General features: G+C 28.7%; 28 protein-coding genes. 9 read left to right on the forward strand and 19 right to left on the reverse strand.

The window, feature by feature from the left end:
* The first annotated feature begins 57 nt into the window (after window positions 1-57).
* Both BTO18_RS05255 and BTO18_RS05260 read left to right on the forward strand, forming a co-directional pair.
* The gene (locus BTO18_RS05255; protein WP_105015220.1) at window positions 58-942 is read left to right on the forward strand and encodes a metallophosphoesterase; all 885 of its coding nucleotides are present in this window, start codon (window positions 58-60) and stop codon (window positions 940-942) included.
* Window positions 943-1,476, forward strand: coding sequence for a hypothetical protein (locus tag BTO18_RS05260; protein ID WP_105015221.1), 534 nt, complete (start codon window positions 943-945; stop codon window positions 1,474-1,476).
* 2 nt (window positions 1,477-1,478) lie between these two features.
* Here BTO18_RS05260 and BTO18_RS05265 read toward each other — a convergent pair whose 3' ends face one another.
* On the reverse strand, window positions 1,479-2,021 hold the full coding sequence (locus tag BTO18_RS05265) for an rRNA adenine N-6-methyltransferase family protein (protein ID WP_105015222.1): 543 nt from the start codon (window positions 2,019-2,021) through the stop codon (window positions 1,479-1,481).
* A 152-nt stretch (window positions 2,022-2,173) separates the two neighbouring features.
* Here BTO18_RS05265 and BTO18_RS05270 point away from each other — a divergent pair, with 152 nt between their 5' ends.
* The 7 genes from BTO18_RS05270 (at window position 2,174) to BTO18_RS05300 (ending at window position 8,484) form a co-directional block, all read left to right on the forward strand.
* Window positions 2,174-3,466, forward strand: a complete 1,293-nt coding sequence (locus BTO18_RS05270; protein ID WP_105015223.1) for an NAD(P)/FAD-dependent oxidoreductase — start codon at window positions 2,174-2,176, stop codon at window positions 3,464-3,466.
* Window positions 3,466-3,771 (forward strand): hypothetical protein, encoded by a 306-nt coding sequence (locus BTO18_RS05275; protein WP_105015224.1) that lies wholly within the window; start codon window positions 3,466-3,468, stop codon window positions 3,769-3,771. Before BTO18_RS05270 ends, BTO18_RS05275 begins: the two co-directional genes overlap by 1 nt.
* Window positions 3,772-4,121: 350 nt before the next feature.
* Window positions 4,122-4,403, forward strand: a complete 282-nt coding sequence (locus tag BTO18_RS17815; RefSeq protein WP_105015225.1) for a GyrI-like domain-containing protein — start codon at window positions 4,122-4,124, stop codon at window positions 4,401-4,403.
* 96 nt (window positions 4,404-4,499) lie between these two features.
* Window positions 4,500-6,686: a TonB-dependent receptor gene (locus tag BTO18_RS05285; protein ID WP_105015226.1), complete on the forward strand. Its 2,187-nt coding sequence runs from the start codon at window positions 4,500-4,502 to the stop codon at window positions 6,684-6,686.
* Between the two features lie 111 nt (window positions 6,687-6,797).
* Entirely contained in the window at window positions 6,798-7,232 is a 435-nt protein-coding gene (locus BTO18_RS05290) for a DUF2141 domain-containing protein (protein ID WP_105015227.1), read from the forward strand.
* Complete coding sequence (locus BTO18_RS05295; RefSeq protein WP_105015228.1) at window positions 7,232-7,849, forward strand: DUF2306 domain-containing protein; 618 nt, start codon at window positions 7,232-7,234, stop codon at window positions 7,847-7,849. Before BTO18_RS05290 ends, BTO18_RS05295 begins: the two co-directional genes overlap by 1 nt.
* A gap of 11 nt (window positions 7,850-7,860) precedes the next feature.
* Complete coding sequence (locus BTO18_RS05300) at window positions 7,861-8,484, forward strand: tetratricopeptide repeat protein (RefSeq protein ID WP_105015229.1); 624 nt, start codon at window positions 7,861-7,863, stop codon at window positions 8,482-8,484.
* Window positions 8,485-8,553: 69 nt separating this feature from the next.
* On the opposite strand, the gene BTO18_RS05305 is transcribed toward BTO18_RS05300, so the two are convergent.
* From BTO18_RS05305 to BTO18_RS17585, 18 genes are all read right to left on the reverse strand, one after another.
* Window positions 8,554-9,639, reverse strand: coding sequence for an amidohydrolase family protein (locus BTO18_RS05305; RefSeq protein ID WP_105015230.1), 1,086 nt, complete (start codon window positions 9,637-9,639; stop codon window positions 8,554-8,556).
* Window positions 9,640-9,745: 106 nt separating this feature from the next.
* A complete protein-coding gene (locus BTO18_RS05310; protein WP_105015231.1) occupies window positions 9,746-10,228 on the reverse strand; it encodes a 3-hydroxyanthranilate 3,4-dioxygenase in 483 nt (160 codons plus the stop codon).
* 168 nt (window positions 10,229-10,396) lie between these two features.
* Entirely contained in the window at window positions 10,397-11,173 is a 777-nt protein-coding gene (locus tag BTO18_RS05315) for an SDR family oxidoreductase (RefSeq protein ID WP_105015232.1), read from the reverse strand.
* Window positions 11,174-11,251: 78 nt separating this feature from the next.
* Complete coding sequence (locus BTO18_RS05320) at window positions 11,252-11,470, reverse strand: DUF6500 family protein (RefSeq protein WP_105015233.1); 219 nt, start codon at window positions 11,468-11,470, stop codon at window positions 11,252-11,254.
* A complete protein-coding gene (locus BTO18_RS05325; RefSeq protein ID WP_105015234.1) occupies window positions 11,463-12,905 on the reverse strand; it encodes an aldehyde dehydrogenase in 1,443 nt (480 codons plus the stop codon). The genes BTO18_RS05320 and BTO18_RS05325 overlap by 8 nt, the downstream gene beginning before the upstream one ends.
* A gap of 20 nt (window positions 12,906-12,925) precedes the next feature.
* Window positions 12,926-13,666 carry a DUF6090 family protein gene (locus BTO18_RS05330; RefSeq protein WP_105015235.1) on the reverse strand — a complete coding sequence of 247 codons (741 nt, stop codon included), beginning with the start codon at window positions 13,664-13,666 and terminating at the stop codon, window positions 12,926-12,928.
* Window positions 13,659-14,372, reverse strand: a complete 714-nt coding sequence (locus tag BTO18_RS05335) for a DUF6090 family protein (RefSeq protein ID WP_170063205.1) — start codon at window positions 14,370-14,372, stop codon at window positions 13,659-13,661. The genes BTO18_RS05330 and BTO18_RS05335 overlap by 8 nt, the downstream gene beginning before the upstream one ends.
* A gap of 41 nt (window positions 14,373-14,413) precedes the next feature.
* The gene (locus BTO18_RS05340; protein ID WP_146106882.1) at window positions 14,414-15,109 is read right to left on the reverse strand and encodes a DUF6090 family protein; all 696 of its coding nucleotides are present in this window, start codon (window positions 15,107-15,109) and stop codon (window positions 14,414-14,416) included.
* A gap of 181 nt (window positions 15,110-15,290) precedes the next feature.
* Window positions 15,291-16,007, reverse strand: a complete 717-nt coding sequence (locus BTO18_RS05345; RefSeq protein WP_170063206.1) for a DUF6090 family protein — start codon at window positions 16,005-16,007, stop codon at window positions 15,291-15,293.
* 59 nt (window positions 16,008-16,066) lie between these two features.
* A complete protein-coding gene (locus tag BTO18_RS05350) occupies window positions 16,067-16,834 on the reverse strand; it encodes a DUF6090 family protein (RefSeq protein ID WP_105015239.1) in 768 nt (255 codons plus the stop codon).
* Window positions 16,827-17,585, reverse strand: coding sequence for a DUF6090 family protein (locus BTO18_RS05355; protein WP_105015240.1), 759 nt, complete (start codon window positions 17,583-17,585; stop codon window positions 16,827-16,829). Before BTO18_RS05355 ends, BTO18_RS05350 begins: the two co-directional genes overlap by 8 nt.
* Window positions 17,582-18,352: a DUF6090 family protein gene (locus BTO18_RS05360; protein ID WP_105015241.1), complete on the reverse strand. Its 771-nt coding sequence runs from the start codon at window positions 18,350-18,352 to the stop codon at window positions 17,582-17,584. The genes BTO18_RS05355 and BTO18_RS05360 overlap by 4 nt, the downstream gene beginning before the upstream one ends.
* A 78-nt stretch (window positions 18,353-18,430) precedes the next feature.
* On the reverse strand, window positions 18,431-18,832 hold the full coding sequence (locus BTO18_RS05365; RefSeq protein WP_211295574.1) for a RidA family protein: 402 nt from the start codon (window positions 18,830-18,832) through the stop codon (window positions 18,431-18,433).
* 135 nt (window positions 18,833-18,967) lie between these two features.
* Window positions 18,968-19,570, reverse strand: a complete 603-nt coding sequence (locus BTO18_RS05370) for a DUF1697 domain-containing protein (RefSeq protein WP_105015243.1) — start codon at window positions 19,568-19,570, stop codon at window positions 18,968-18,970.
* 45 nt (window positions 19,571-19,615) lie between these two features.
* Window positions 19,616-21,067 (reverse strand): FAD-dependent oxidoreductase, encoded by a 1,452-nt coding sequence (locus BTO18_RS05375; protein WP_437438436.1) that lies wholly within the window; start codon window positions 21,065-21,067, stop codon window positions 19,616-19,618.
* A gap of 23 nt (window positions 21,068-21,090) precedes the next feature.
* Entirely contained in the window at window positions 21,091-22,389 is a 1,299-nt protein-coding gene (kynU, locus tag BTO18_RS05380) for a kynureninase (RefSeq protein ID WP_105017509.1), read from the reverse strand.
* A 67-nt stretch (window positions 22,390-22,456) separates the two neighbouring features.
* Window positions 22,457-23,104, reverse strand: a complete 648-nt coding sequence (locus BTO18_RS05385) for a sterol desaturase family protein (RefSeq protein WP_105015244.1) — start codon at window positions 23,102-23,104, stop codon at window positions 22,457-22,459.
* Window positions 23,105-23,110: 6 nt separating this feature from the next.
* On the reverse strand, window positions 23,111-23,908 hold the full coding sequence (locus BTO18_RS17585; RefSeq protein ID WP_170063232.1) for a 2-oxo acid dehydrogenase subunit E2: 798 nt from the start codon (window positions 23,906-23,908) through the stop codon (window positions 23,111-23,113).
* Window positions 23,909-24,006: the final 98 nt, after the last annotated feature.

Consider the following 24,006-nt stretch of genomic DNA (forward strand, 5'->3'; position numbering starts at 1 on the left):
CAATTAAATTTCTCTTGATTAAATTCAAATCAAACAGTTTTTTCTACTTTTACAAGTATGAATAAACTGTTTTTTTTATTACTTTTCTTTTCAATTACTAATTATGCCCAAAAAAAATATAAACCTTTTAAAATAGGTGTAATTGCTGATTGCCAATATTGTAATTGTGAAATTAAATGGGGCAGATATTATAAAAAAGCACCACAAAGATTAAAAGAAGCTGTTGCTACTTTAAATAAAGATTCTTTAGCATATACCATCCATTTAGGCGATTTTATTGATAAACAAATATGGAGTTTAGATAGTATTTTACCAACTTGGAACACTCTAAAATCTAAAAAATATCACGTTTTAGGCAATCACGATTTTGATGTTGGCCAAGTCAACAAACAAAAGGTTTTAGACAAATTAAATATTAAAAATAGATATTATAGTTTTACCAAAAATGATTGGCGTTTTATAGTTTTAGATGGAAATGATTTGAGTTTTTACGGCACTTTATCCGAAGAAAAAAAACAACAAACAGATTCTCTATTCAATTTATTAAAAGATAAAGATTTACCTTATTTAAAAATATGGAATGGTGGTTTAAGTAATAAACAATTAAACTGGATTCAAAAAGAGCTAGACAAAGCAGTTAAACAAAATCAAAAAGTTGGTTTTTATTGTCACTTTCCTATTTATCCAATAGACAATGACAATCTCTGGAATAGAGAGCAGTTTATATCATTAATAAAACCATATAAAAATGTAAAATTTTTTTTTAATGGTCATAATCATAATGGTGCTTATAAGTTTATAAATAATGTACATTTTCTTACTTTTAAAGGAATGGTTGATACTGAAAATTCTTCCGCTTTTGCAAAAGTTAAATTTGAAAAAGACACTATTTATATAAAAGGTTATCAAAGAGAACCTTCTAGAAAATTAGTCATAAAATAAATGTCTATCATCAAAAAATACAATTCGACAAATTTTTTTAAATATACTTTTTGTGAGTTTAAACAGGTTGATGATTTTAATTTTCCAGAAAACAACAACTACAAAAGCAAATCAGAAAGTACATACTTTTATGCTGATGAAGGCGTATATAGAAAATCAAATCACTGGGGAAGAGTTGCCAATTGCAGATGGAAATTAATTTCTAACAATAACTATAAAAATCAACAAACAGTTGTTGGTTTTGCGAAATGGAGTAATTTTTATCCTTTAAATTCATCCCAAAAACTCTTTTTTATTAAAGTTGATTTCGACAAATCCTCTGTAAAAATAAAATCAGAAAAAAGAGATTCTAACAAACACTTGTTCAGTTTTAATGAAGCCCAAAAAAAAGTTAAAAAAATAAATTATCTTCTAAAAAATGACAGGTGGGTTACTTATTTTAATGGTGACAAAGAATTTATCAAGCAAAAAATAATTACACTTTACATTAATTCCAATAAAAAACTCCAAGAAATAAAAGCTGATTTTTTATAAAATCAACTGTTTTTTACATGAAAAACCTTCTCATTAATTAATGCTTTTATAATTTTCTTTTCGTAAGGTCTTTTACCTATAGCTTTCAGTAATGTTTTGTCTCTGTATACAACTTGGCTGTAAACCCCTGTTTCAGTTAAACTATCAAAACAAGATTTTACGAGAGCAATTGCTTCTTTATCTTTTAAAAATGTGAAGGGTATTGAAATGATAAAATTATCAATACCATCTACAATATATTTCTGAAAATTTAAAGCACTATCATTAATTACTCTTAACCTGTTATCTTTAATATTTTCTCGAACGTATTTGCAAAATTCTTGATTTATTTCAAAAGAGAGTAAAGAGGAGTTTTCTGTTATAGAATTTAAAATATGACTGGTCATATTTCCATGTCCTAAACCGAATTCAACAACAGTAATATCTTTGTTTTTTGGCAGCTTTGAGCAAATTGCTCTAACAGTTTCTGGTTTAGTCTCTTTAAAAGCACCTACAGTAAATAGGTTTTTAGTAAAAGATATCGAAGTTTTTAAAGTATCTAGCATTTTATTGGGGGAAATTAATTTTTACTAAAATAATAAATTAAAAACCGATTAGAGTATTATGCATAGATAATTTTAAAAAAAGTATAATAAAAATTTGATTATTAATTTTTAAAATTTTCTTTTCAGTAAATTTGTAAAAAGGTTAATTTTAAATGAATATTCCACAATCAAGTTTTCCTAGAATTGTAATTATAGGTGGTGGTTTTGCTGGTTTAGCAGCTGCAAAAGGGCTAGAAGAAAAAGAGTTACAGGTTGTTTTAATAGATAAACACAACTACCATACATTTCAACCTCTATTGTACCAAGTTGCAACTGGTGGTTTAGAACCAGATTCTATCGCTTTTCCTTTAAGAAAACGCTTTAATGATGTGGATAATTTCTATTTTAGATTGGCAGAAGTTGTACAAATCCATCCAGAGAAAAATATTATAGAAACCTCAATTGGTAATTTAGATTATGATGAATTAATAATAGCTACAGGCTCAACTACTAATTTTTTTGGGAATAAAAATATCCAAAAAAACACGATGGAAATGAAGTCTGTTCCTCAATCTTTAGACATTAGAAGTTTAATATTAGAGAATTTTGAGGAAGCCTTATTAACAGATAATATTGAAGAACGTAATGCTTTAATGAACTTTATAATTGTTGGTGGTGGACCAACAGGAGTCGAATTAGCAGGTGCTTTGGCTGAAATGAAAAAAGGAATTTTACCTAAAGATTATCCTGATTTAGACATTAGACAAATGCAAATCAATTTAATACAAAGCTCTGAATGCCTGTTAAAAGGGATGAGTACAAAAGCCTCTGAAAAAGCAGAAGACTTCTTGATTAAATTAGGTGTAAATATTTGGAAAAATGTACGCGTTTTAGATTATGATGGAAAAATAGTTACTACAAATAGCGAAGACAATTTTAGAGCTGAAACTGTTATTTGGGCAGCTGGTGTTAAAGGTGATAATGTAAAAGGTTTAGAGGCTTCCTCAATTATTCCAAGAACAGAAAGATATAAAGTGAACGAGTTTAATCAAATAGAAAACTATACCAATATTTATGCAGTTGGTGATGTTGCTTGTATGCAATCTGAAGCATATCCTTATGGACATCCAATGATGGCACAACCTGCTATTCAACAAGGAAAATTGGTTGCAAAAAATATTTTAGCAAAGCTATTTCGTAAAAAAACTAAAGCTTTTATTTATGACGACAAAGGTTCTATGGCTACTATAGGAAGAAATAAAGCTGTTGTAGATTTAAAAAATTGGAAATTTCAAGGTGTTTTTGCTTGGTTTGTTTGGATGTTTGTACACCTTTTTTCTCTAATAGGATTTAGAAACAGAGCGATTGTTTTTCTGAATTGGATATATAATTATATTCGTTTTGACAGAGAAACACGTTTGATTATTCGCCCTTTCAAACAAAAAAATAAACAAATTAATTTTTAATGGGAACTAGAATTATTATTTGTTCAAATTGTGGTACACTAAATAAAAATAATGATTATTGTGAGTTTTGCAATACTTTAATTTCTGATCGTAAAAAGAGAGAAATAAAAGCAGATGAAGTAAAGCAAAAACAAATAAAAGAAGTAATTCAAGAACTTGAAAACCCCAATTTAGCAGAACGTTTAAAAAAACATCCAAATATTTTGTATAAAATTACAGGTTGGTTGCTATATTCTGTAATTACTGTAGTTAGTGCTATTGGTGCAGGTTTAGCTTGGTTTATTGCAATGGTTGCAGCTGGTTAAAAAATGAACAAAAGACTTATTTTACTGTTTTTAATCTCTCTATTTATAGCATTTATAATTTATTTTTTTCAATTTTTAAAAATTGATTTACACTACCTTATTAATAATTATGTAAATGATTTTTTAATTATACCTATTGTACTTTTCATCTGTTTACTTTTCTTAAGATGGTCTAGAAATAATAAAAACTTCACCTTAAGCTTACCTATAGTTATATACCTGTGCATTATGTATAGCATTCTTTTTGAGTTTATCTTTCCCAATTTTTTAGCAAGATATACCAAAGATTATATTGATGTTTTGTTATACTTTGCAGGTGGATTATTATTCTATTTATTACAAGACAAAAATTGAAAAAAACTCAAATATTTAATAAAACAGTTACAAGAATTTTTAATACTATTAACTATATTGATGAGAATTTAGATAAAAAACTCTCATTGGGTAATGTATCACAAAAAGCGTATTTCTCCCCTTTTCATTTTCAACAAGCATGGGAATATTCTTTTGTTTGGATGACAGAAAATGGCTACAAAAAATCAACTCTAAATCCATTTGAAATTTATTATAATGATGCCTCAAATCATCCAGAAAACAAATTTATTGTTGGTTTGTGTATTCCAATTTTATAAATACAATTCGGTATTTAAAATTTACAATTCGGTATTTATTTTTATTAAAAAAGATGTAATCCACACATCTTTGTATCATCAAAAAAAACAAAACTGATGAAACGTATTTTATTTTTATTACTTATAATAACTCAATTTTCTTTTTTAGCTCAAACTACTATTTCAGGTAAAGTAACTGATACTAAAAAAAATCCTATCGTAGGTGCAAATGTTTATTTAGATGGCACTTATGATGGTGGCTCTACAGATGAAAAAGGAGAATTCTCATTTATAACAGAAGAAAAAGGCCCCCAAACACTTGTTATTTCTTTTGTTTCTTTTGAAACTTTTGTAAAAATGGATGACGTTTCTAAACTCAAAAATTTAACTGTAAAATTAAGAGATGACGTAAATTCTCTAGATGCTGTAACAATTAATGCTGGTACATTTAAAGCAGGAGAAAAAGCAAAAGTAACAGTATTAAAACCTTTAGATATTGTAACTACTGCTAGTGCTGTTGGTGATGTTTTAGGTGCTTTACAAACTTTGCCAGGAACATCGGCTGCTGCTGAAGATGGACGCCTTTTTGTAAGAGGTGGAGATGCAGAAGAAACGCAAATTTTTATTGATGGTATTCGTGTGTTTACACCTTACAGCCCAACACCAAACAATACTCCAACTCGTGGAAGATATTCGCCATTTTTGTTTGAAGGAATTACATTTTCTACAGGTGGTTATTCTGCTGAATTTGGGCAAGCTTTATCAGGAGTTTTAGATTTAACCACTATTGATAAACCAGACCAAGAAAAAACTGAAATCTCTTTAATGACACTTGGTGGTGGGTTAGGAAATACACAAATCTGGGGAAATAATTCTTTAAGTCTAAATGCATCTTATATCAATCTAGGACCTTACACAGAAATTTTTCCAAACAGAGATAAGTGGGTAAGTCCTTTTCAAACTGCAAGTGGAGAGGCTGTTTACAGGCATACTTTTAAAGATGATTCTATGTTAAAAGTTTATGGTGCATTTAGTTACACAGATGTAGATGTGCTTCAAGATAACATCAATTTTTCAGACGGTTTGCGTTTTGGACTAAACAATAGAAATCTATACATAAATAGTTCTTATAAGAATAAATTTGGAAATAATTGGAGAATTGAAACTGGTTTAAGTTTTACTAACGACAATACAAAAGCGAAAATCATAGACGATAACATTAATAATCAAGAAAATTCTACACATTTTAAAGTAAAATTAAGAAAGCAATTTTCTAGCAGATTTCGTATAAGTTTTGGTTCAGAATACTTTATTACAAAGTTTGATGAAACTTATAACCCTCTAAATAACCAATCTTTTAATTATGGTTTTGATAATAATTTATTTGCTTCATTTGCAGAAACTGATATTTTCTTTTCTAAAAACCTAGCTACTAAAATTGGGGTTAGAGCAGAACATTCTAGTTTTTCTGATGAATTCACAATCTCACCAAGAGCATCTCTTTCTTATAAAACTGGTAAAAACTCACAATTTTCATTGGCTTATGGTCAGTTTTATCAAAATCCAAACAATCGATATTTAAAATTTAATCAAGATTTAAAATCTGAAAATGCATCACATTTAATTGCCAATTTTCAACACACAAAACCGAATCAAATTTTTAGAATAGAAGCCTATTATAAAGATTATAATAGTTTAGTAAAGTTTGATAATAACAATATTAATGGCACCAATCCAAATGATGTACAACCAACGTTTAATAGTAATTTCAATAATAATGGGTTTGGATTTGCAAAAGGAGTTGATGTTTTTTGGAGACAAAATCAGAAAATTAAAAATACCGATTATTGGGTTTCGTATTCTTATTTAGACACAGAAAGAGATTTTAGAAATTACCCAACTGCAGCTACACCAAATTTTGCTTCATCTCATAATGTATCAATCGTTGGCAAACATTGGATAGAGAGCCTAAAGAGTCAAGTTGGTTTTGCTTATAATTTTGCTTCAGGTAGAACTTATACAAACCCAAATGAGGCTGGTTTTTTAAATAGCAAAACCAAAAACTTTAATTCTGTCAGTATTAATTGGGCATATTTAATAGATCAACAAAAAATTCTATATTTCTCTTTAAATAATGCTTTGGGTACAAGAAATGTATTTGGTTACAACTATAAAAACACACCAAATGCAAATGGAAATTTTGACAGACAAGCTATTGTACCTAATGCTGATACATTCTTTTTTGTAGGCTTTTTCTGGACGATTAGTGATGATAAAAAATCGAATAATTTAAATAACTTATAAAAAATACAGTTCAGAAACAAAAAATTACAATTCGGTATCATAATTGCTAAATTGTCACAGAAACATTAGATATTTGATTCAAGAAAATAATAATAAATAAAAAACAATACAATGAAAAAAATCTTTTTAATAACAGTATTTCTAATTTGTGGAAACTTATCTCTACAAGCTCAAGAAGGAAAAGAAACTTATGATTTAACTATTGAAATTTCTGGTATGGAAACTGACAAAGGGAAAGTTTTTATAGCTTTATACAATAGTGAAAAAACTTTCTTAAAATCTAGTAAAACTACAAAAGGCACAAATGCTGTTGTAAAAGATGGTAAAGCAATAGCTTATTTTAAGGGATTAAAAAAAGGAGATTATGCTGTTTCATTATTTCATGATGAAAATGACAATAATAAAATGGATACTAAAATTTTTGGTATACCCAAAGAGCCTTATGGCTTTTCTAATAATGCAACTGGTTTTATGGGACCTCCAAAATATAAAGATGCAAAATTTTCTATTGAAGCTAATAAAACGATTACAATTAAAGTAGACTAATGTTAACCAAAAAAATCTCATATTATCTTTTAGCAATTTGCTGTATCTCTATTGGGTTATATCCAAGTATCTATTTTATTATAGATAGAAAATTCGGTTTACTTGCAAGTAAAACAGAAGCTTTATTAGCAGACGGATTATGGAATACTATGTTTTATACTCATATCGTTTTAGGAGGAATTGCATTGCTAATTGGATGGTTACAATTCAATAAAAAATTAAGAGTAAAGAATATACAACTCCATAGAAATATCGGAAAAGTTTATATAACTTCTTGCTTATTGAGTGGAATTTCGGGGTTTTATATTGCTTTACATGCAACTGGTGGTATTAGCCCAAAATTAGGTTTTGCTTCTATGGCTTTGTTCTGGTTTTTCTCAACATTATTAGGGTTTACTGCTATTAAAAACGGAAAAGTTATCAAACATCAAAAACTAATGATTTATAGTTATGCAGCATGTTTCTCTGCAGTAACCTTAAGAATATGGCTCCCAATTTTATCAAGTGCATTAGGAGGTTTTTTACCAGCCTACAGAATTGTTGCTTGGCTATCTTGGATACCGAATATTATAGTAGCCTACTTTATCATTAAATATCAATTTAAAAAAACAACTTAAACAAAAACATCATGAAAAAAGTATTATTTATTATCACAATTTTTATTGCGACAGGAATTTCTGCACAAACAAAATATCAAACAGGAATGCAAAAAGCATTTTCTCATTGGGAAAAAGGAGAAATGAATAAAGCTTCTCAATTATTTGAAAGAATTTCTAAAGCTGAACCAACAAATTGGTTGCCTTCTTATTATGCAGCTACTATTGAAATTTTAGGAAGTTTTGGTTTAAAAGATGAAACAAAATTGAAAGCAAAACTAACCAAAGCTCAAGAATTTTTGGATGATGCCAAATCAAATTCAGAAAATAATCCTGAAATTATAATTACCCAAGCCTTATTAAACACTGCGTATATTGCTTTTGATGGTCAGAAATATGGTATGACTTTGTCTGGAAAAAATGCACAATTATATGCTAAAGCTTTAAAAATTGCTCCTGAAAACCCAAGAGTACTTTTAGGAAATGCAGAATGGAATATGGGTGCTGCCAAATTCTTTGGAAAATCTACAAAACCTTACTGTGAACAAATTAAAAAAGCTATTGAATTAGGTAAAAAAGAAAAAATTGAGCAAGAGTTTTATCCTAAATTTCAGGTAAAAAGAGCTGAACAAGTTTTGAAACAGTGTCAAAGTTAGCAAGTAGTTTACAGTCTTCAGTATAAAGTTTAGTTTTTGACTGAATACTACCACTGAAGACTTAATACGCTAACCAAGTATTTTATCAACCAATTCTTGCTTTGCTTTTTCATCATCACCAAACAACCATTGTAAGACGTTATCTTCCCAGATTTCGTCTTTTTCTGTTTCTGAAATAATATTTTTTTCGATAGCTAAATCTAAAATTTTTCCTGGATAAGAAGATTGTTTATCACTTTCCATTTCTCCTAAAGGGTAAGGATCATCTAAACCCATTAAAACTTGTTTTGTACCTTGTCTATCAAACATTAATTTTAAAGAATCTGTATCGTGAACCAAAGTATCAAAGAAGATGTTTTTATGACCAACTGCTTTTCTTGGATGCGTTTTTCCTTCAAACAAATCTGGTCTGCCATCAAAACCTTGTATCCTTCTACCTAGATTCATTTGCGCTAATTGACCTCCATGAGCAAAACAAGTTCTTATATTTTTAAAACGTTCTTGCATGCCATTCAACGTATAAAAATGATAGGCATCTCCACATTGAGCCAGCATCCAAATTAAATGAAAACGCCAATTGGTGTTTTCTAATTTTATCATTTTATCTCCATCATAAGGATGGATTTCAATAGCTAGTTTGTATTTATCAGCAAGCTCAAAAATTCTATCATTTTCCTTATCAAAAACACATCTCCACTGCCCAATAGAATCCATAAAATGAGTTGGCAAACACAATACTTTTAAGCCCAATTCTTCTATACAACGTTCCATTTCATATAAAGCTCCATAAATAAAGCCTGGATGTACTACAAATCCACAAGTAAATTTATCTGGATGATTGTGTTGCACTTTAGCATTAAAATCATTTTGAAAACGAAGTGCTTTTTTCATTTCTTCTAAACGCAATCCATTTCCATACAATTGAGAAAGATTTAAAACAACTGCGTGATCTAGTTTGTTTTTCTCCATCCATTTTAGTTTCTCATCTAAAAAAAAACTAGAATCTGTTACAGGTCGTTTCCAACCTTTTTGTAACATATGTTTACGTTCATCGTCTACCCAAAAAATTTCTTTTTCCTTCATAAATTGAGGAATTTCTTCTGGATATGGTAATAAGTGTGAGTGTCCGTTAATTCGTAGTTTGCGATTTTTCATTTTGTCATTGTGAGTTTACGAAGCAATCTCATCGTTAATAAACAGATTACTTCATTCGTTCCTCATTCGTAATGACGAACTTTTATTTTTTACAACTACTCTTTTTTTATTTTTTATTCTTTATGGTATTATTATATCTATCAAAAATTGCAGGCATATCAGTTTCAATGTTCTCTAAAGTAAACTCTTCTTCATATATTAGACTTGTATCTTTTTCTGAATACCATTGCAATTTATCTTTTACACCTTCTGGTCTTGGATATTCGATTACCAAACCAACCGTATTTTCTCCACGTCTTGGAGAATGAGGAATCTTTGGTGGCAAAAAGAAAATTTCTCCTTCTCTAATATGAATGTCTTTTGGTTTGCCATTTTCAATAACTTTCAAAACGATATCTCCTTCTACTTGATAGAAAAATTCTGGTGTTTCATTGTAGTGATAATCTGTTCTGCTATTTGGCCCACCAACAACCATTACAATAACATCAGCATCTTTCCACACCACTTTATTACCTACAGGTGGTTTTAATAAATGACGATGTTCCTCTATCCACTTTTTAAAATTTATGGGTTGTACTAAATTGCTCATTTCTTTTAGATTTTTAGATGGTTGGATGTTTTGATTGTTAGACTTTAAAATTACTACTTTTAAATTTACTTAATTTGGCAAACAAGTTTAGCCCTGATTGAAACGACATCCTTTTTTATTTTTCATAAAAAAGATATAGTGAAAAGCAGGAAATAGCTTCTGAAAAAACTATAAACTCTTTGTACGCCCACCATCTACAGGAACATTTATTCCATTGATATAACTTGCTTGCTCACTTGCCAAAAATACAATTGCATTGGCAATTTCTTGGGGTTTTGCAAAACGTTTTGCTGGTGATGCATTCATCATAATTTTGGAAACCTCATCTATAGATAATCTTGTTTTTGCTGATTTATTTTTGATGATTTCATTTAAACGTTCTGTATTTGTTGCTCCTGGCAAAACGTTATTTACTGTGATGCTAAATTGGCCCAACTCATTTGCCAAGGTTTTAGACCAATTTGCTACTGCTCCACGAATTGTATTACTAACTCCTAAACCATCTAAAGGTTGTTTTACAGAAGTAGAAATTACGTTGATAATTCTGCCATATGCTGCAGTTTTCATAAATGGGACAAGTGCTTGAACTAAAATATGATTGCATTTTAAATGCAAGGTAAATGCTTTTTCGAATTCGCCAATTTCTGCATTAAAAATTGGACCTCCTGCAGGACCTCCAGTATTATTTACCAAAATATGAAATTGCAAATCTATAGTTTGTAAAACATTTTTCAGTTGGTCTGGTTCTAGAAAATCGGCTACTAAATAATTATGATTTTGATTATTATTTGATAATTCTGCTAAAACCAATTTTAATTTTTCTTCGTTTCTGGCAATTAAAGTTACGTTTGCACCTTCTTCTGCTAATAAAATTGCTGTTGCTTTACCAATTCCTTGTGTGCTTCCGCAAACTAATGCGTTTTTATTTTTTAAATTTAAATTCATATCTAAAATAGATGTAAGAAAAAAGAGACAAGAATAAAGACTTTCCAACCTTTCTTTTCTATTCTCTTTTCCTGATTCTTATTTATTTTCTGTAATCATTTTTTTAATCTTAACCGCTTTTTCAAAGTGATCTAATTTATGGATTTCAATCCACCAAGTGGCAACTTCCATTAACAACTTTGGGTTATCATTTTTATTTTTGAAAAATGCATAAAATGATAAACCTACATTTTCTCCTTTTTTTGCAATTTTCTCATCACAAATTCGAATAATTTTTTCTATGATTTCTTTATTCATATTGAATACAAATATTCTTTGGTTCCGTAAAAAATCGTAAGGCTTCAAAACCACCTTCTCTTCCTACTCCACTTTCTTTTGCGCCTCCAAAAGGTGTTCTTAAATCTCGTAACATCCACGTATTTACCCAAACAATTCCTGTTTGTAATTGTTTAGAAAACTGCATTGTTCTATTTAACTTGTTAGTCCATAAAATTGCTGATAATCCGTACTTTGTGTCGTTTGCTAAAGTTAATGCTTCTTTATCAGTTTTAAAAGACATAATTGTTACAACTGGTCCAAATATTTCTTCTTGATTTAATCTGCAATCATTATTAGTAACTTCAATAATTGTAGGTTGTAAGTAATAGCCATTTTCGCAATCTTTAACTGTAACTCTATTTCCACCAAAAAGAATTTCACCTCCTTCTTGTGCTACAATATCAATATAATTTTTTACTTTTTCTAAATGTTGTTTGGAAACTAATGCTCCAATATTTGTTTCTGAATCAGATGGATTTCCTACTTTTAATTCGGACACTTTTTGAATAAAATCCTTCTTGAATTTCTCATAAATGGTTTCTTCTACTAAAATTCTGCTACCACACAAACAGATTTGTCCTTGGTTTGCAAAAGATGAACGAATTGTAGTTGCTAACATTTTATCATAATCACAATCTGCAAAAATGATATTTGGATTTTTTCCTCCCAATTCTAAAGATAACTTCTTAAACATTGGTGCTGCAACTTTGGCAATATGAGCTCCTGTTTTTGTGCCTCCAGTAAAAGAAATTGCTTTGATATTTGGATGTTCTACAATTGCTTGACCTGTAGTTGTTCCTAAACCGTGAACAATATTTAAAACCCCTTTAGGCAAACCAGCTTCATTACAAATTTCTCCTAATAAATAGGCTGTCATTGGTGTAATTTCGCTTGGTTTTGCAACTACACAATTGCCTGATGCAATTGCAGGAGCAATTTTCCAAGTGAATAAATAGAGAGGTAAATTCCAAGGAGAAATACAACCTACAACTCCTATTGGTTGACGCAAAGTAAAATTAACAGCACCCAAACCTACGCTTTCGTGAGCTTCTGATGAAAACTGTGTAATTGCATTCGCAAAAAACTGAAAATTACTTGCAGCTCTTGGAATATCTACTTGTTTTGCTAAACTAATTGGCTTTCCATTGTCTTTTGATTCTGCAGTTGCTAAAAAATCTAACTTTTCTAAAATTAAATCAGCGATTTTTGATAAGATTTTACTTCTTTCTTCTAAACTAGTATTACTCCAACTTGGAAATGCTTTTTCTGCAGCTTCATAAGCTTTTTCTACATCTTCTTTGGTTGAATTTGGGATTTGTCCGTAGATTTCTCCTATTGCTGGATTGTAGTTTTCTAACCAATTGTCTTGAATTGGATTTACAAATTCGCTATTGATGTAGTTTTGTGTTTTCATTTACTGCATAAATTTAGTAATTACTTTTTTGTTTCATTTAAAATATGATCAATAATTAAACTGGCATTATGTAGAGTAGTATTATATACTTTTAATCTAAAAAGAGCGTCATCAATTAAATTTTCAAATTCTATATCTTGAAATACTTTTAATTTATCAACCTTTAGAATAGAAGATTTTTTCCATTTTAAAAAACCATACTTATCAATATCTTTTAATGAATAATATTTTGTTAAATATGGCATAAGATCATTTTCAACTTTACTATCAAAACCTTGATAATTTTCTTTTGCTTTTGTCATAATTCTAGACCATTCGTAGAGTTGGTCTTTTAGTTTCTCATTACTTAAAAGCTGTAATCTACCTGATTGTAATAAATCTGAAATTGCACTTTCTGAAGGATTAAAACTATTAAATTCTACAATTGAGTATATTAAACTATCTGTATTATACATTTTAATTTTACTCTGGGTTTTACCCATTAATTCCATTAATTTTAACCCAGAATTAAAAGCATTATTATTTGTTTTTAAATCTGTTAAAAGTGCTTTTTTATTTTGTTTAAACTCTCTATGTATATTAGAAAGTATTGCTTTTTCTTGTTTTTTTTCTTTATTACTTTCATTCCAATTATTAATCTGTAAAGCAATTAAGATTCCAATAACCACCAAAATAATTTCGCCAATGGCATACAACAAGTATTTATTGAAACGGTTTTCAACTACTAACTTTTGGCGGATTTTACGAAAGAATTTAATCATTTTCTATAATTTCAATAATATTACTTGCAATATTTTTTGCATCGATATACTTTTCTATAAAATTTTCAGAAGTTCTGGTTCTAAAATTTGCTCCTTTAAAAGAGGGTTTATTCATTAACATATGAATTTCATTTAACGTTTTTGGGTTGGGGTTTTTAGAAAATATTCTTAATCGTTTTATAAAAGTGAATATCACATCTTTTTTAAAAGTTTCATACTCCATTTCTTCAATAAAGTTGTTATAACTTTTTTCTTCGTCTTCTATCGTTTCAATTAAATTGTAATAATCAAATAGTTGAGATTCTAGAGATGTTCCTTGAAGTTTACCTAAATAACCAGAGTTTTTTAAAGACTCAAAACCACTTTTATCAGCTTTAAAATAAACATCAAAAAAAGCATTGTAAGAAAAAAGGTACTTATCTAAATAGATTCCTAAATCTGTTGCATTTATTTTTTCTTGATCTGCAATTTTCATAAAAAGGCTTGCACCCAATTTTGTACTATCTCTAAAAGTTTTTAATTCGGTTAACTTTTTAATATCACTTTTTAAGTTTTTACTTATGTTTTTTAAATAGCCATTTAATGCTATTTTTTCTTTTGTATTTTCATTCCAATTATTAATTTGCAACGCAATTAAAATTCCAATAACTACCAAAATAATTTCACCAAAAGCGTATTTAAAGTATTTAGAAGTTTTGTTTTCCATAAGTAGTTTTTGACGGATTTTTCGAAAGAATTTTATCATTCCTATGATTTTAGATTATTATCAATTAAATCTAGTAAACGTTTTATTTCTTCAGTAGTAGTGTCTAAAAGTTCATTCTGATTATCTATGTTTAAAATCATAATAAGTAGGTGCGCATAAACTTGTTGGTCACTATGAATTTTAACCTCAAAAATATTGGGCAAATGAGAATCGTGTTTCGTAAATTGTTTTATAAATTGTTTGTTGGTTATTTTAGGAGTTAAATAATCTACGAATTGGCGCGTTTGTTCTTTAATACGCTCTTGAGTACTATTCACAAAATCTCTTTTATAATATAGTGACAAGTTTTTTCTTAACTTCATATTGGTAATAAGGTCAATATTTTCTGAAGCTATCATATTTTCAAAAGCAATATTATTAGGTTCAAAAACATTAAACTCACCCATTACAAACAGGTAATTGGTAATTAGAGGCATATATTTTTCAGGATTAGAAGATTGTTCTAGCGCTATAAAGGTTGAATCTATATAAGAAGCTTTTTCAGCATTAAATTTTTTTACGTCTTTTATACTTTCTAAATCATTGTTTAAGCTAATTCTAATTTGTTTTAAATAGACCTGCTCTTTAGATTTCAATATTCTTTTGGTATTCCAGTCATTTACCTGAAGTGCCAAAAGAATACCAATCATCACTAAGATAATTTCACCAATGGCGTATTTGAAGTATTTTGTATTCATATTTTTATTAATAAGTTCAAATCTTATTTTTCTGAAGAATTTAATCATATTAGTAAGTTTTAAATCCAACGCGACAAGCTGGCTCATTCACTAAAAATATCCACATTACATTTTCTAAACGTTCTGCCCTATTTTCCATAAGTAGGTTTTTACGGATTTTTCGGAAGAATTTAATCATTGGTTATTTATTTTTATTTATAATTGAAACTATTTTATTACTCGATACAATTAAATCTTCATAAAATTTTTCTAACGCAATTAATTGGTAATATCTAGCTACTATTAGTGCTTCAAATGTTTTGTCGTTGAGAAACCTGTCTTTATCAATCAAAGTTGAAGGCCTAGGGTCTTTTTCATAAATTGTTGCGAGAATATCCCATTCATTGTTTTTTTGAAAAATGTTCGGATATTCCTGATATACATAAGGTTCATATTTCGTTTTTATTTGAGTGTTCGAAATAATTTCTCTTTCTTTTGTTCTCTCGATTAAAGCATAGTAATCGAGAATAGCTGTCCTTAATTCATTTTTTAAAGAGGGTATTTCGTTTGATTGGTTTATGGTCTCAAAGGCATTAGTATTTGGACTAAAATTATATTCAAGAAGTAACAATGCTAAATATTTCTTCAAATGAATATCTACTGGGACAATTGTCATTATTTGCAATATAGTAGAATCTGCTGCTGCTTTTCCATTTGTTATCTTTTCTTTTAAATTTTGTAATTGTATTTTGTCTTCAATTAAGTTCTGTTTTAGTATTTCAAGATGGCTGTTTATTGATTTATCTAACTTAATTTGCTCATTCCAATTATTAATCTGAAGGGCAATCAAAATCCCGATAACTACAAGTACGATTTCGCCAATGGCGTATTTTAAATATTTACTTGTTTTGTTTTCCATAACTAGTTTTTGACGGATTTTTCTGAAGAATTTAATCATATACAATTTGTTTTCTGATTTTAATAGTTTTTCAATTCAGATTTTATTAGCATTCTTAAGTCATTATTTTCTTCTATTACAGTTTTTAAGCGCGTGAAGAAATCACTCCATTTCGCATTGACTTCAAATAAAATTTGCTGAAATTTCTTCGTTTTTGCCAGTGCAAGTAGCTTATCCTTGTCAATAATATTTTTACCGGTAATTTCTTCAAATGTATCACTCTGAATGGTTCTTTTCCTTAATTCAAACCAGTTTTCAGCGTTATAAAGCTCTTGTTCTGCGAGATATGGTTTTAGTCTGTCATTTATTAAAGGTACAAGCTCAATCCAATAAATTGTCTCCATATCATTAATGCTTCCAATATATGAGACTAATTCCTTTTTTATTTTTTGATTATTTATGGTGTAGAGATTTTCTTTAAAATCTGAATTAATTAATAGCTTGAAGTATAAAGACCGTCTAATAAGTATCGGTTCCGAAATTAAATCGATTGTTTCATTTTTCATACCATACTTATACAAGTCTAGATGCAGCTTGTCTATCTGTTTGTATTGGTTATTGTAATAATTAAATTGTGTTGAATCAACACCTAAATTTTCATAAATATTATTTAGTACGTCTCTTTCAACTAGTTTACTTTTTCTGTTCTCGTTCCAATTGTTGATGCCTAGAGCAATTAAAATTCCGATAACAACTAAAATTATTTCGCCTATGGCATATTTAAAGTATTTACCCATTTTGTTTTGTTCTAATAGTGATTTTCTAATATGTCTAAAGAATTTAATCATTTGAATGGCAATTTGGTACTAGTAAATCATTTAGAGCTACTGCATCTTTTTTTATTTGATTTAAAAGCTCTATTTCTCTTTGTCCTATAATCATATTTAGAATCATAACTTCTTTCATAGTGATAAAAATAGCACTATTGGGGTTTTTATGCGAATCAGTACTAGCCAAAAGTCCTTGTAATTCCTGATCAAATATATCTTGGTATTCTGGTATTTCTTGAAAGCCAACATCTGCAAAATGCTCTAACTCAAAAGTTTTATCAACATGTTTGTTAGAGTTAATTTCAATAATTTTTAAGGCACTTTCTTGTTCTGTATAATGATTTAGAATTCTGTTTTTTATGTTTTGATTAGAAAATCCTGATGAAGTAATATCAGTAATTGCAGCTGTTGTGGGTAAAAATTGATAAGATCTAAAAGTAGCTATAAAATCTTTTAAAATTACATCCTTGTTTTCTTGAATTTTTAAGAGATTTTTTAATAATCTTTTTGTAATTTTAAAACGTTTGCCAACTGAAACAATAGAACTATCAATATTAATAATGTCAACCTGTAAATCTTCAGAAATTTTACAGTAATAGGTTTTTTCTTGTTTTATAGATTTTTTATCCTCATTCCAATTATTAATCTGCAAAGCAATTAGAATTCCAATTACAACAAGTACAATTTCGCCAATTGCATATTTAAAATATTTAGAAATCTTATTCTGCATAATTAAGTTTTTACGGATTTTTCTAAAGAATTTAATCATAATTTTTCAAGCTCTTTATTTATAATTTCTGAAACAGTTTTAATTTGTGAAATAGCATCTTTGTGAGCATAAATTTTACTCATCCTTATACTAACAATCTTTTCTAAATCAATTAGTAAGTTATTATCTCTCTTTAATTTTTCTATTGATACTGTCTTAAACTTGTAAAATTGAATACTATCTTTAATATCATTGTTATAGACACTATAATAAGGGGAATTAGTTTGTGTAAAATGCACCTTCTCATATGAGTCTAATACTTTTGCAATGTCATGATAAGGATTTAATTTACCACGCTCTGTTACTCTTTTTATGTTTAATTGATATAATTTAGAAATCTCTTTTCTAAATGTATCGTTTGTAATTATTGAAATGCCTTTAGACTCTAAAAGTTTATAACCACTTGTTTTAGGATAAGCTTGTGCATCTCTATTACACAAAGCAAAAACTTGACCTATATCTTTATCTGGTATTTTATTAAACTTTAAAAACTGTATAAATTGAATATTTGCTTCTAACCCTGTAATATGAGTTTTTAAATCGTTTTTTAACTCTTTTGAAGTGGTTTTTAAATCTTCTCTTAATTCAGCTAGTACTGCTACTTCTTCTTTATTCAGTTTTCTATTCTCATTCCAGTTATTAATTTGAAGTGCAATTAAAATACCAATAACCACAAGAACTATTTCACCAAATGCATATTTAAAATATTTACGGAATTGATTTTTAGACAACAGCTGTTGTCTAATTTTACGGAAGAATTTAATCATTAAAAGTTGGGTTAGTAACTAATTAGTAGTCAAGATACAAAAAATGTTACGAAACTTTGATTTGACAAAAGTTATAACTTACAACTTCTTATAAGCAGTAACCTTAATCTCAACTACCAAATCTGGATGTGGTAATTGATGCACAGCAACTGTTGTTCTTGTTGGACCAGTTTCTTTCTCAAAAAATTCTGCATAGGCTTTATTGTAATCAGCAAAATCATTCATATTTACTAAAAAACTAGAAATATCTACTACATCTTTTAAACATGCTCCCACCGTTTTTAAATTACGATCTATGTTTTCTAAAACTGCTTTTGTTTGCAAATAAGCATCCAATTTTTTAGTTCCCATTTCATCAATAATTACCACTCCAGCTATTGAATTATCTGGTTTTCTGGAGCTTGTACCTGATACAAAAATAAAATCTCCTACAACTTTTACGTGTGGATATGCACCTCTTGGTGTTACTTTTCTACTCATAATCTAAAGCCCATCCTAACCTTCCCAAAGGGAAGGGATTCCAAACTGGGTGTAAATTTGAAATTCTTTATTAATATTTATTTTTTACTATTTTATTTTAAGAAAATTCTAAATTTATTTTCTTCTCAAACTTACTCACTCCTTCCCTTTGGGAAGGTTAGGATGAGCTAACTCTAATAATTTTAAAGTGGTTCTTAAATTTCTTGTAGTTGCTGTAACTTTTAATTTCTTTTCAAACAAATCGTTTGTAATTTTTGATTTCCCAAATCCATTTGGGCAATAGATGTACACTACATCATTGTTTATTTTGAATTTATCAGTACCAATATTTTTAATTTCTAGCTCTTTGATTTCTGATATTTTATCTAAAAAAGTAAAAGCAACAATTTTTTCATAGTCTTTAGAAAATGGATATTCTTCAATTGCTTTTTCCCATTCTGGAATTGTTTTTGCGATAACTGGAACATCATATCCAAATTTCTCTAAAATAGCATCTTTTATATTTTTACAAATAATATTTTTACTTTCATTTGATTCTAAAATAATATTTCCACTTTGGATATAAGTTTGCACATTTTGATATCCTAAACCATTTAAAATTTTACGTAAATCTATCATTGGAAGTTTATTTTTTCCTGATACATTTATGCCACGAAGTAAAACAATATAAACTGAAGCCTCTCCTAACCTCTCCAAAGGAGAGGAACTCTCAACTTTGTGTTTTTCTTTTGTGTTCATACGAAATATTTTTACAAACTTGCTATTCCCTTTCCTTTGGAAAGGTTAGGATAGGATTTTATCTTCCTCTAAAATTCTGTCTGTTTCATAAATTACCTTATCTAAAATCACTTTTAATTCTTCTTTTGTCATCTCTAAATGTGTGTGCACCTCATCATCTGCAATTAAATTCAGTAAAGCTTTGTCTTGTGCTCTACCTTTTTTCATAGCTTCATTGTAACCGATATTTTCGTTGAAAGTAACTAATGAATATTTAGATGAGTATTGATTTGGAAATGTTTTTTCTAAATCCATTTCTATCTTTCGTTTTTCTTTAAACAAAGGATTTGCAACATGATCTCGCATTTCATAAAAGTTATCAATCGCTAAATCTGCTATGGCATCTGTGTCGTGTTTTCTTGCTTTTTGATAGGCTTTGAAAATAGCTTCCCAATCGAAGATTTCTCGACTGCGCTCGAAATGACAAAGTATTTCATCAAAAACAACCACATCTTCGAAAGAAGCATTCATTCCTTGTCCGTAAAAAGGAACTATTGCGTGTGCTGAATCTCCCATTAATAATGTCTTATTTTGATAACTCCAAGGACTGCATTTTATGGTTCCTAATGGTCCTGTTGGGTTATTAGCAAATTCCTCTTTTATATTTGGAATTAAAACCAAAGCGTCTGGAAATTCCTTCTCGAAAAAGGCAATCATTTTTTCTTCGGAAGTTAAATTATTGAAGTTGTATTCACCTTCATCGTAACTTAAAAATAAGGTGACTGTGAAGCTTCCATCCATATTTGGTAGGGCAATTAGCATAAAATCTCCACGAGGCCAAATGTGTAAATGCTCTTTGCTTATTTGATGATTTCCGTTTTTATCGGCTGGAATTTCTAATTCTTTATATCCATGATTTATATAGTTTTGAGAATAACTAAACAGAAACTTGCGTTCTGAAATGTAACTTTTTCTTAAAGATGAACCTGCTCCATCTGTTCCAAAAATAACATCTGCTTTTACCTTGAATTTCTCACCCGTTTCATAACTTTTAAAATGAGCAATTTTATTTTCGATATCGACTTTTTTGCATCCGCTGTTAAAATGGATGTTTACGTTTTCATGTTTTTCTGCTTCGTCTAATAAAATAGCGTTTAAATCTCCTCTAGAAATGGAATTGATATATTCGTTTTCTCTCCCAGAATAGTTTGATGAGAAAGTATTTCCTTGGCTATCGTGCATTAATCTGCCATACATAGGTATGCAAATTTCTCTAGCTTTTTCTTCCATTCCACACAAACGTAACGCTTTTAAACCTCTATCTGATAAAGCTAAATTGATAGATCTACCAGCAGAAATATCAACTTTTCTTAAATCTGGTCTGCTTTCGTATATTTCTACTTTATAGCCTTTTTGGGCGAGTCTTAAAGCTAGTAGTGAGCCACAAAGTCCTGCTCCAATTATCAAAATTGAAGCCCCTCCTAAATCCTCCCCAAAAGGGAGGACTTTCTCATCGATACGTGTTTTTTTTTTATTTGAACTCAATATATTTTGTTTTGAATTTTGACTTCCTTTCCTTTGGAAAGGATTGAGGATAGGCTTTTTACCATTCTATAAACATCCTCAAAAGAATTATATAGTGGCACAGGTGCACAACGAATTACATCTGGTTCTCGCCAATCTGTAATAATATTATTTTCTGTCAGTTTTTTATGCAAACTTTTATCAGCATTTTTTACTTGAATGGATAATTGGCAACCTCTTTCTTTCGGATTTTTTGGTGTGATGATTTTTATATCATCTGAATTAATTTCGTTGATTAAAAACTCAAAATAGCCTGTTAGTTTTTCTGATTTTTTTCTTAAAATGACCATTCCAATCTCATCAAATAAATCTAAAGAAGCTTTTATGGCTGCCATAGATAATATTGGCGGATTCGATAATTGCCAACCTTCTGCACCTTCCATCACATCAAAAGGTTGTCTCATATTAAAACGTGTTGCTTTATTATGATTCCACCAACCTGCAAAACGTGGTAACTCTTTATTTTTAGCGTGTTTTTCGTGTACGAACAAACCTGCTAAACTTCCTGGACCAGAATTTAAATATTTATAGGTACACCAAGCTGCAAAATCTACATTAGAATCGTGCAAATTTGGTTGAATATTTCCAGCTCCATGTGCTAAATCTATACCAACAATACAGTTTTTAGAATGCCCAATTTCTGCTATTTTTTTAATATCTAAAAACTGACCTGTGTAATAATTTACACCTCCAATTAGTAAAAGTGCAATTTCATCTCCTTGTTCTGAAACAATCTTTTCTAAATCTTCAATATTTAATAATTCTTCATTTTCTCTTGGTTTCCATTCAATTAAATCGTCTTCTGAAAAACCGTGGAATTTTAATTGACTTTGTACTGCATATCTGTCTGAAGGAAAAGCATCACTCTCAATAACAATTTTATATTTTGATTTTGTGGGTCTATAAAAAGACACCATTAGCAGATGAAGATTTGTGGTAAGCGTATTCATTACTACAACTTCAATAGGTTTGGCACCTACTATTTTTGCCATTTTATTTGTTAAATACTCGTGATAATTCAACCACGGATTTTTGGCTTCAAAATGACCTTCTACGCCTAAATTTGCCCAATCTTCTAATTCTTGATTGATATATTTTTTGGTTGATTTTGGTTGTAATCCTAAAGAATTTCCTGTGAAATATAACCAATCATTTCCCTCTTTATCTTTGGGAATATGAAATTGATTTCGTAGAGACGAAAGTTTATCTTCTTGATCTAATTGTTTGGCAAATGCTAATGAGTTTTCTAATTTCATCAATAAAAAAATGATTGTTACCAAATATAAAACAATCATTCTGCAACCTAAACTTTTTGACTGAAAATTATTCTTTAAGGATTAAATCATTTACTTGATTATCGGTTAAAATCAAATGTTTATAATTTACGTCATAGGTATTGAAAACTTTATCCCAAATGGTAATTGTATTGCCAAAATTTTTGTTCCAGTTTTTATAATGATGGTGTAAATGATATTTCTGTAGCATGTTTAAATATCCTTTTTTGTGTCTTTTTTTATGAATTTGGTAATGTATATATTCGTATAAGAGATAATATAAAGTCATACCTAATCCAAAACTGGAAACAAAAACAAGATTACTTGTAAGTAGATATACAATTCCTAAAATGATAATTGTTAACGGATAAATCAACAATACACCAGCGTTTAACACCCTATAATCCATTAAGTTATTATGATGATGTAAATGAAAAGCATCTAAAAACCATTGTACTCCTCTACTTTTTGTTCTCTTGTGGTACGCGACTCTGTGTACAATATATTCAAAGAAACTCCAACTAAACAAACCGATTAAAAAGTAGCCTACTATTTTATAAAAAGCAATCTCACTTTTAAAAATAACAACACAATAAAAAACTAAAATCGGGATAATTTTTAATAAAACAAATTTTGGATTCCTCGAAGCAAAAAAATGCAATAAAAAATGATTTTCTGAAGCCATATTACTCTTCATATCATCTTATTTTAAAATTAATTTAGGATTCAAAAAAAAGCTTTGAAATGTTTCTATAAACTTTGAGAAATGCATGCCATCCATAATTCTATGATCGAAAGTAAAACCAAAAGTAGCCATATTACTTTTTACAATTTCTCCTTTAAAAATAGTTGGTTTTAATTCAATTCTTCCTAAAGAAACTACCATAGGAATTCTAGTATAAGGTGCAATTGGGCAAAATGCTTTTTGAAGATTTAGGCTACCAATATTTGTTAACATTACACTACCAAAAGGGTCTTTAATCGAAGGCAATTGTTTAAAATGAATATTAAGAGAATACATTAAAAAACTTAAACCATCTAACACATATTTTGATAACATTGCAGGAATTTTTTGAAAACTTTGTTTGGAAGCTCCATGTTTTTCTTTTCCTTTTTTTACTTTTTCTATTTCGGTTTTAAATTCTTTATCAACTTTATGAATTTCTTTACGAAAAGCTTCTTTTATTAAAACACCAGACAAATCGTCTTCATTTGTATTTTTTAATGTATGTACAAAAATGGTGTTTTGTGCTCTTTGATAAATACTCCCAAAACGAATAATACTATTAATTCTTTTATTTTGATTGATGGTTGATGATAATGCTTTAATTACAAAGCTACTGAAAGAAATACTTTGGTTTTTGCAGAATTCTATTACATTATCTACATTAAAATCTTCGAAAGCGTAAATAGATGAATCTCCTCTGGGCTTCCAAGAACCTAAAGAGATTTTTCGCCAAGCACTCAACTTTAATTTCGATTTGTAAGAAATGTGTTTCATCTAATCTCTTTTTAATTATTCTTTAGCCTTAATTAAAAACGTTTAAATAATACAATTATTATCATATTAAATCTTACTATCTTTAGGTTTTGTTTCAT

Source organism: Polaribacter porphyrae, from assembly GCF_002954685.1.
GTDB classification, from domain to species: Bacteria; Bacteroidota; Bacteroidia; order Flavobacteriales; family Flavobacteriaceae; genus Polaribacter; species Polaribacter porphyrae.

Bases quoted from the DNA above. Each gene is read 5' to 3' on its own strand.
- BTO18_RS05255 (WP_105015220.1), top strand. From the start codon at position 58: ATGAATAAACTGTTTTTTTTATTACTTTTCTTTTCAATTACTAATTAT.
- BTO18_RS05260 (WP_105015221.1), top strand. From the start codon at position 943: ATGTCTATCATCAAAAAATACAATTCGACAAATTTTTTTAAATATACT.
- BTO18_RS05265 (WP_105015222.1), bottom strand. From the start codon at position 2,021: ATGCTAGATACTTTAAAAACTTCGATATCTTTTACTAAAAACCTATTT.
- BTO18_RS05270 (WP_105015223.1), top strand. From the start codon at position 2,174: ATGAATATTCCACAATCAAGTTTTCCTAGAATTGTAATTATAGGTGGT.
- BTO18_RS05275 (WP_105015224.1), top strand. From the start codon at position 3,466: ATGGGAACTAGAATTATTATTTGTTCAAATTGTGGTACACTAAATAAA.
- BTO18_RS05285 (WP_105015226.1), top strand. From the start codon at position 4,500: ATGAAACGTATTTTATTTTTATTACTTATAATAACTCAATTTTCTTTT.
- BTO18_RS05290 (WP_105015227.1), top strand. From the start codon at position 6,798: ATGAAAAAAATCTTTTTAATAACAGTATTTCTAATTTGTGGAAACTTA.
- BTO18_RS05295 (WP_105015228.1), top strand. From the start codon at position 7,232: ATGTTAACCAAAAAAATCTCATATTATCTTTTAGCAATTTGCTGTATC.
- BTO18_RS05300 (WP_105015229.1), top strand. From the start codon at position 7,861: ATGAAAAAAGTATTATTTATTATCACAATTTTTATTGCGACAGGAATT.
- BTO18_RS05305 (WP_105015230.1), bottom strand. From the start codon at position 9,639: ATGAAAAATCGCAAACTACGAATTAACGGACACTCACACTTATTACCA.
- BTO18_RS05310 (WP_105015231.1), bottom strand. From the start codon at position 10,228: ATGAGCAATTTAGTACAACCCATAAATTTTAAAAAGTGGATAGAGGAA.
- BTO18_RS05315 (WP_105015232.1), bottom strand. From the start codon at position 11,173: ATGAATTTAAATTTAAAAAATAAAAACGCATTAGTTTGCGGAAGCACA.
- BTO18_RS05320 (WP_105015233.1), bottom strand. From the start codon at position 11,470: ATGAATAAAGAAATCATAGAAAAAATTATTCGAATTTGTGATGAGAAA.
- BTO18_RS05325 (WP_105015234.1), bottom strand. From the start codon at position 12,905: ATGAAAACACAAAACTACATCAATAGCGAATTTGTAAATCCAATTCAA.
- BTO18_RS05330 (WP_105015235.1), bottom strand. From the start codon at position 13,666: ATGATTAAATTCTTTCGTAAAATCCGCCAAAAGTTAGTAGTTGAAAAC.
- BTO18_RS05335 (WP_170063205.1), bottom strand. From the start codon at position 14,372: ATGGAAAACAAAACTTCTAAATACTTTAAATACGCTTTTGGTGAAATT.
- BTO18_RS05340 (WP_146106882.1), bottom strand. From the start codon at position 15,109: ATGAATACAAAATACTTCAAATACGCCATTGGTGAAATTATCTTAGTG.
- BTO18_RS05345 (WP_170063206.1), bottom strand. From the start codon at position 16,007: ATGGAAAACAAAACAAGTAAATATTTAAAATACGCCATTGGCGAAATC.
- BTO18_RS05350 (WP_105015239.1), bottom strand. From the start codon at position 16,834: ATGATTAAATTCTTTAGACATATTAGAAAATCACTATTAGAACAAAAC.
- BTO18_RS05355 (WP_105015240.1), bottom strand. From the start codon at position 17,585: ATGATTAAATTCTTTAGAAAAATCCGTAAAAACTTAATTATGCAGAAT.
- BTO18_RS05360 (WP_105015241.1), bottom strand. From the start codon at position 18,352: ATGATTAAATTCTTCCGTAAAATTAGACAACAGCTGTTGTCTAAAAAT.
- BTO18_RS05365 (WP_211295574.1), bottom strand. From the start codon at position 18,832: ATGAGTAGAAAAGTAACACCAAGAGGTGCATATCCACACGTAAAAGTT.
- BTO18_RS05370 (WP_105015243.1), bottom strand. From the start codon at position 19,570: ATGAACACAAAAGAAAAACACAAAGTTGAGAGTTCCTCTCCTTTGGAG.
- kynU (WP_105017509.1), bottom strand. From the start codon at position 22,389: ATGAAATTAGAAAACTCATTAGCATTTGCCAAACAATTAGATCAAGAA.
- BTO18_RS05385 (WP_105015244.1), bottom strand. From the start codon at position 23,104: ATGAAGAGTAATATGGCTTCAGAAAATCATTTTTTATTGCATTTTTTT.
- BTO18_RS17585 (WP_170063232.1), bottom strand. From the start codon at position 23,908: ATGAAACACATTTCTTACAAATCGAAATTAAAGTTGAGTGCTTGGCGA.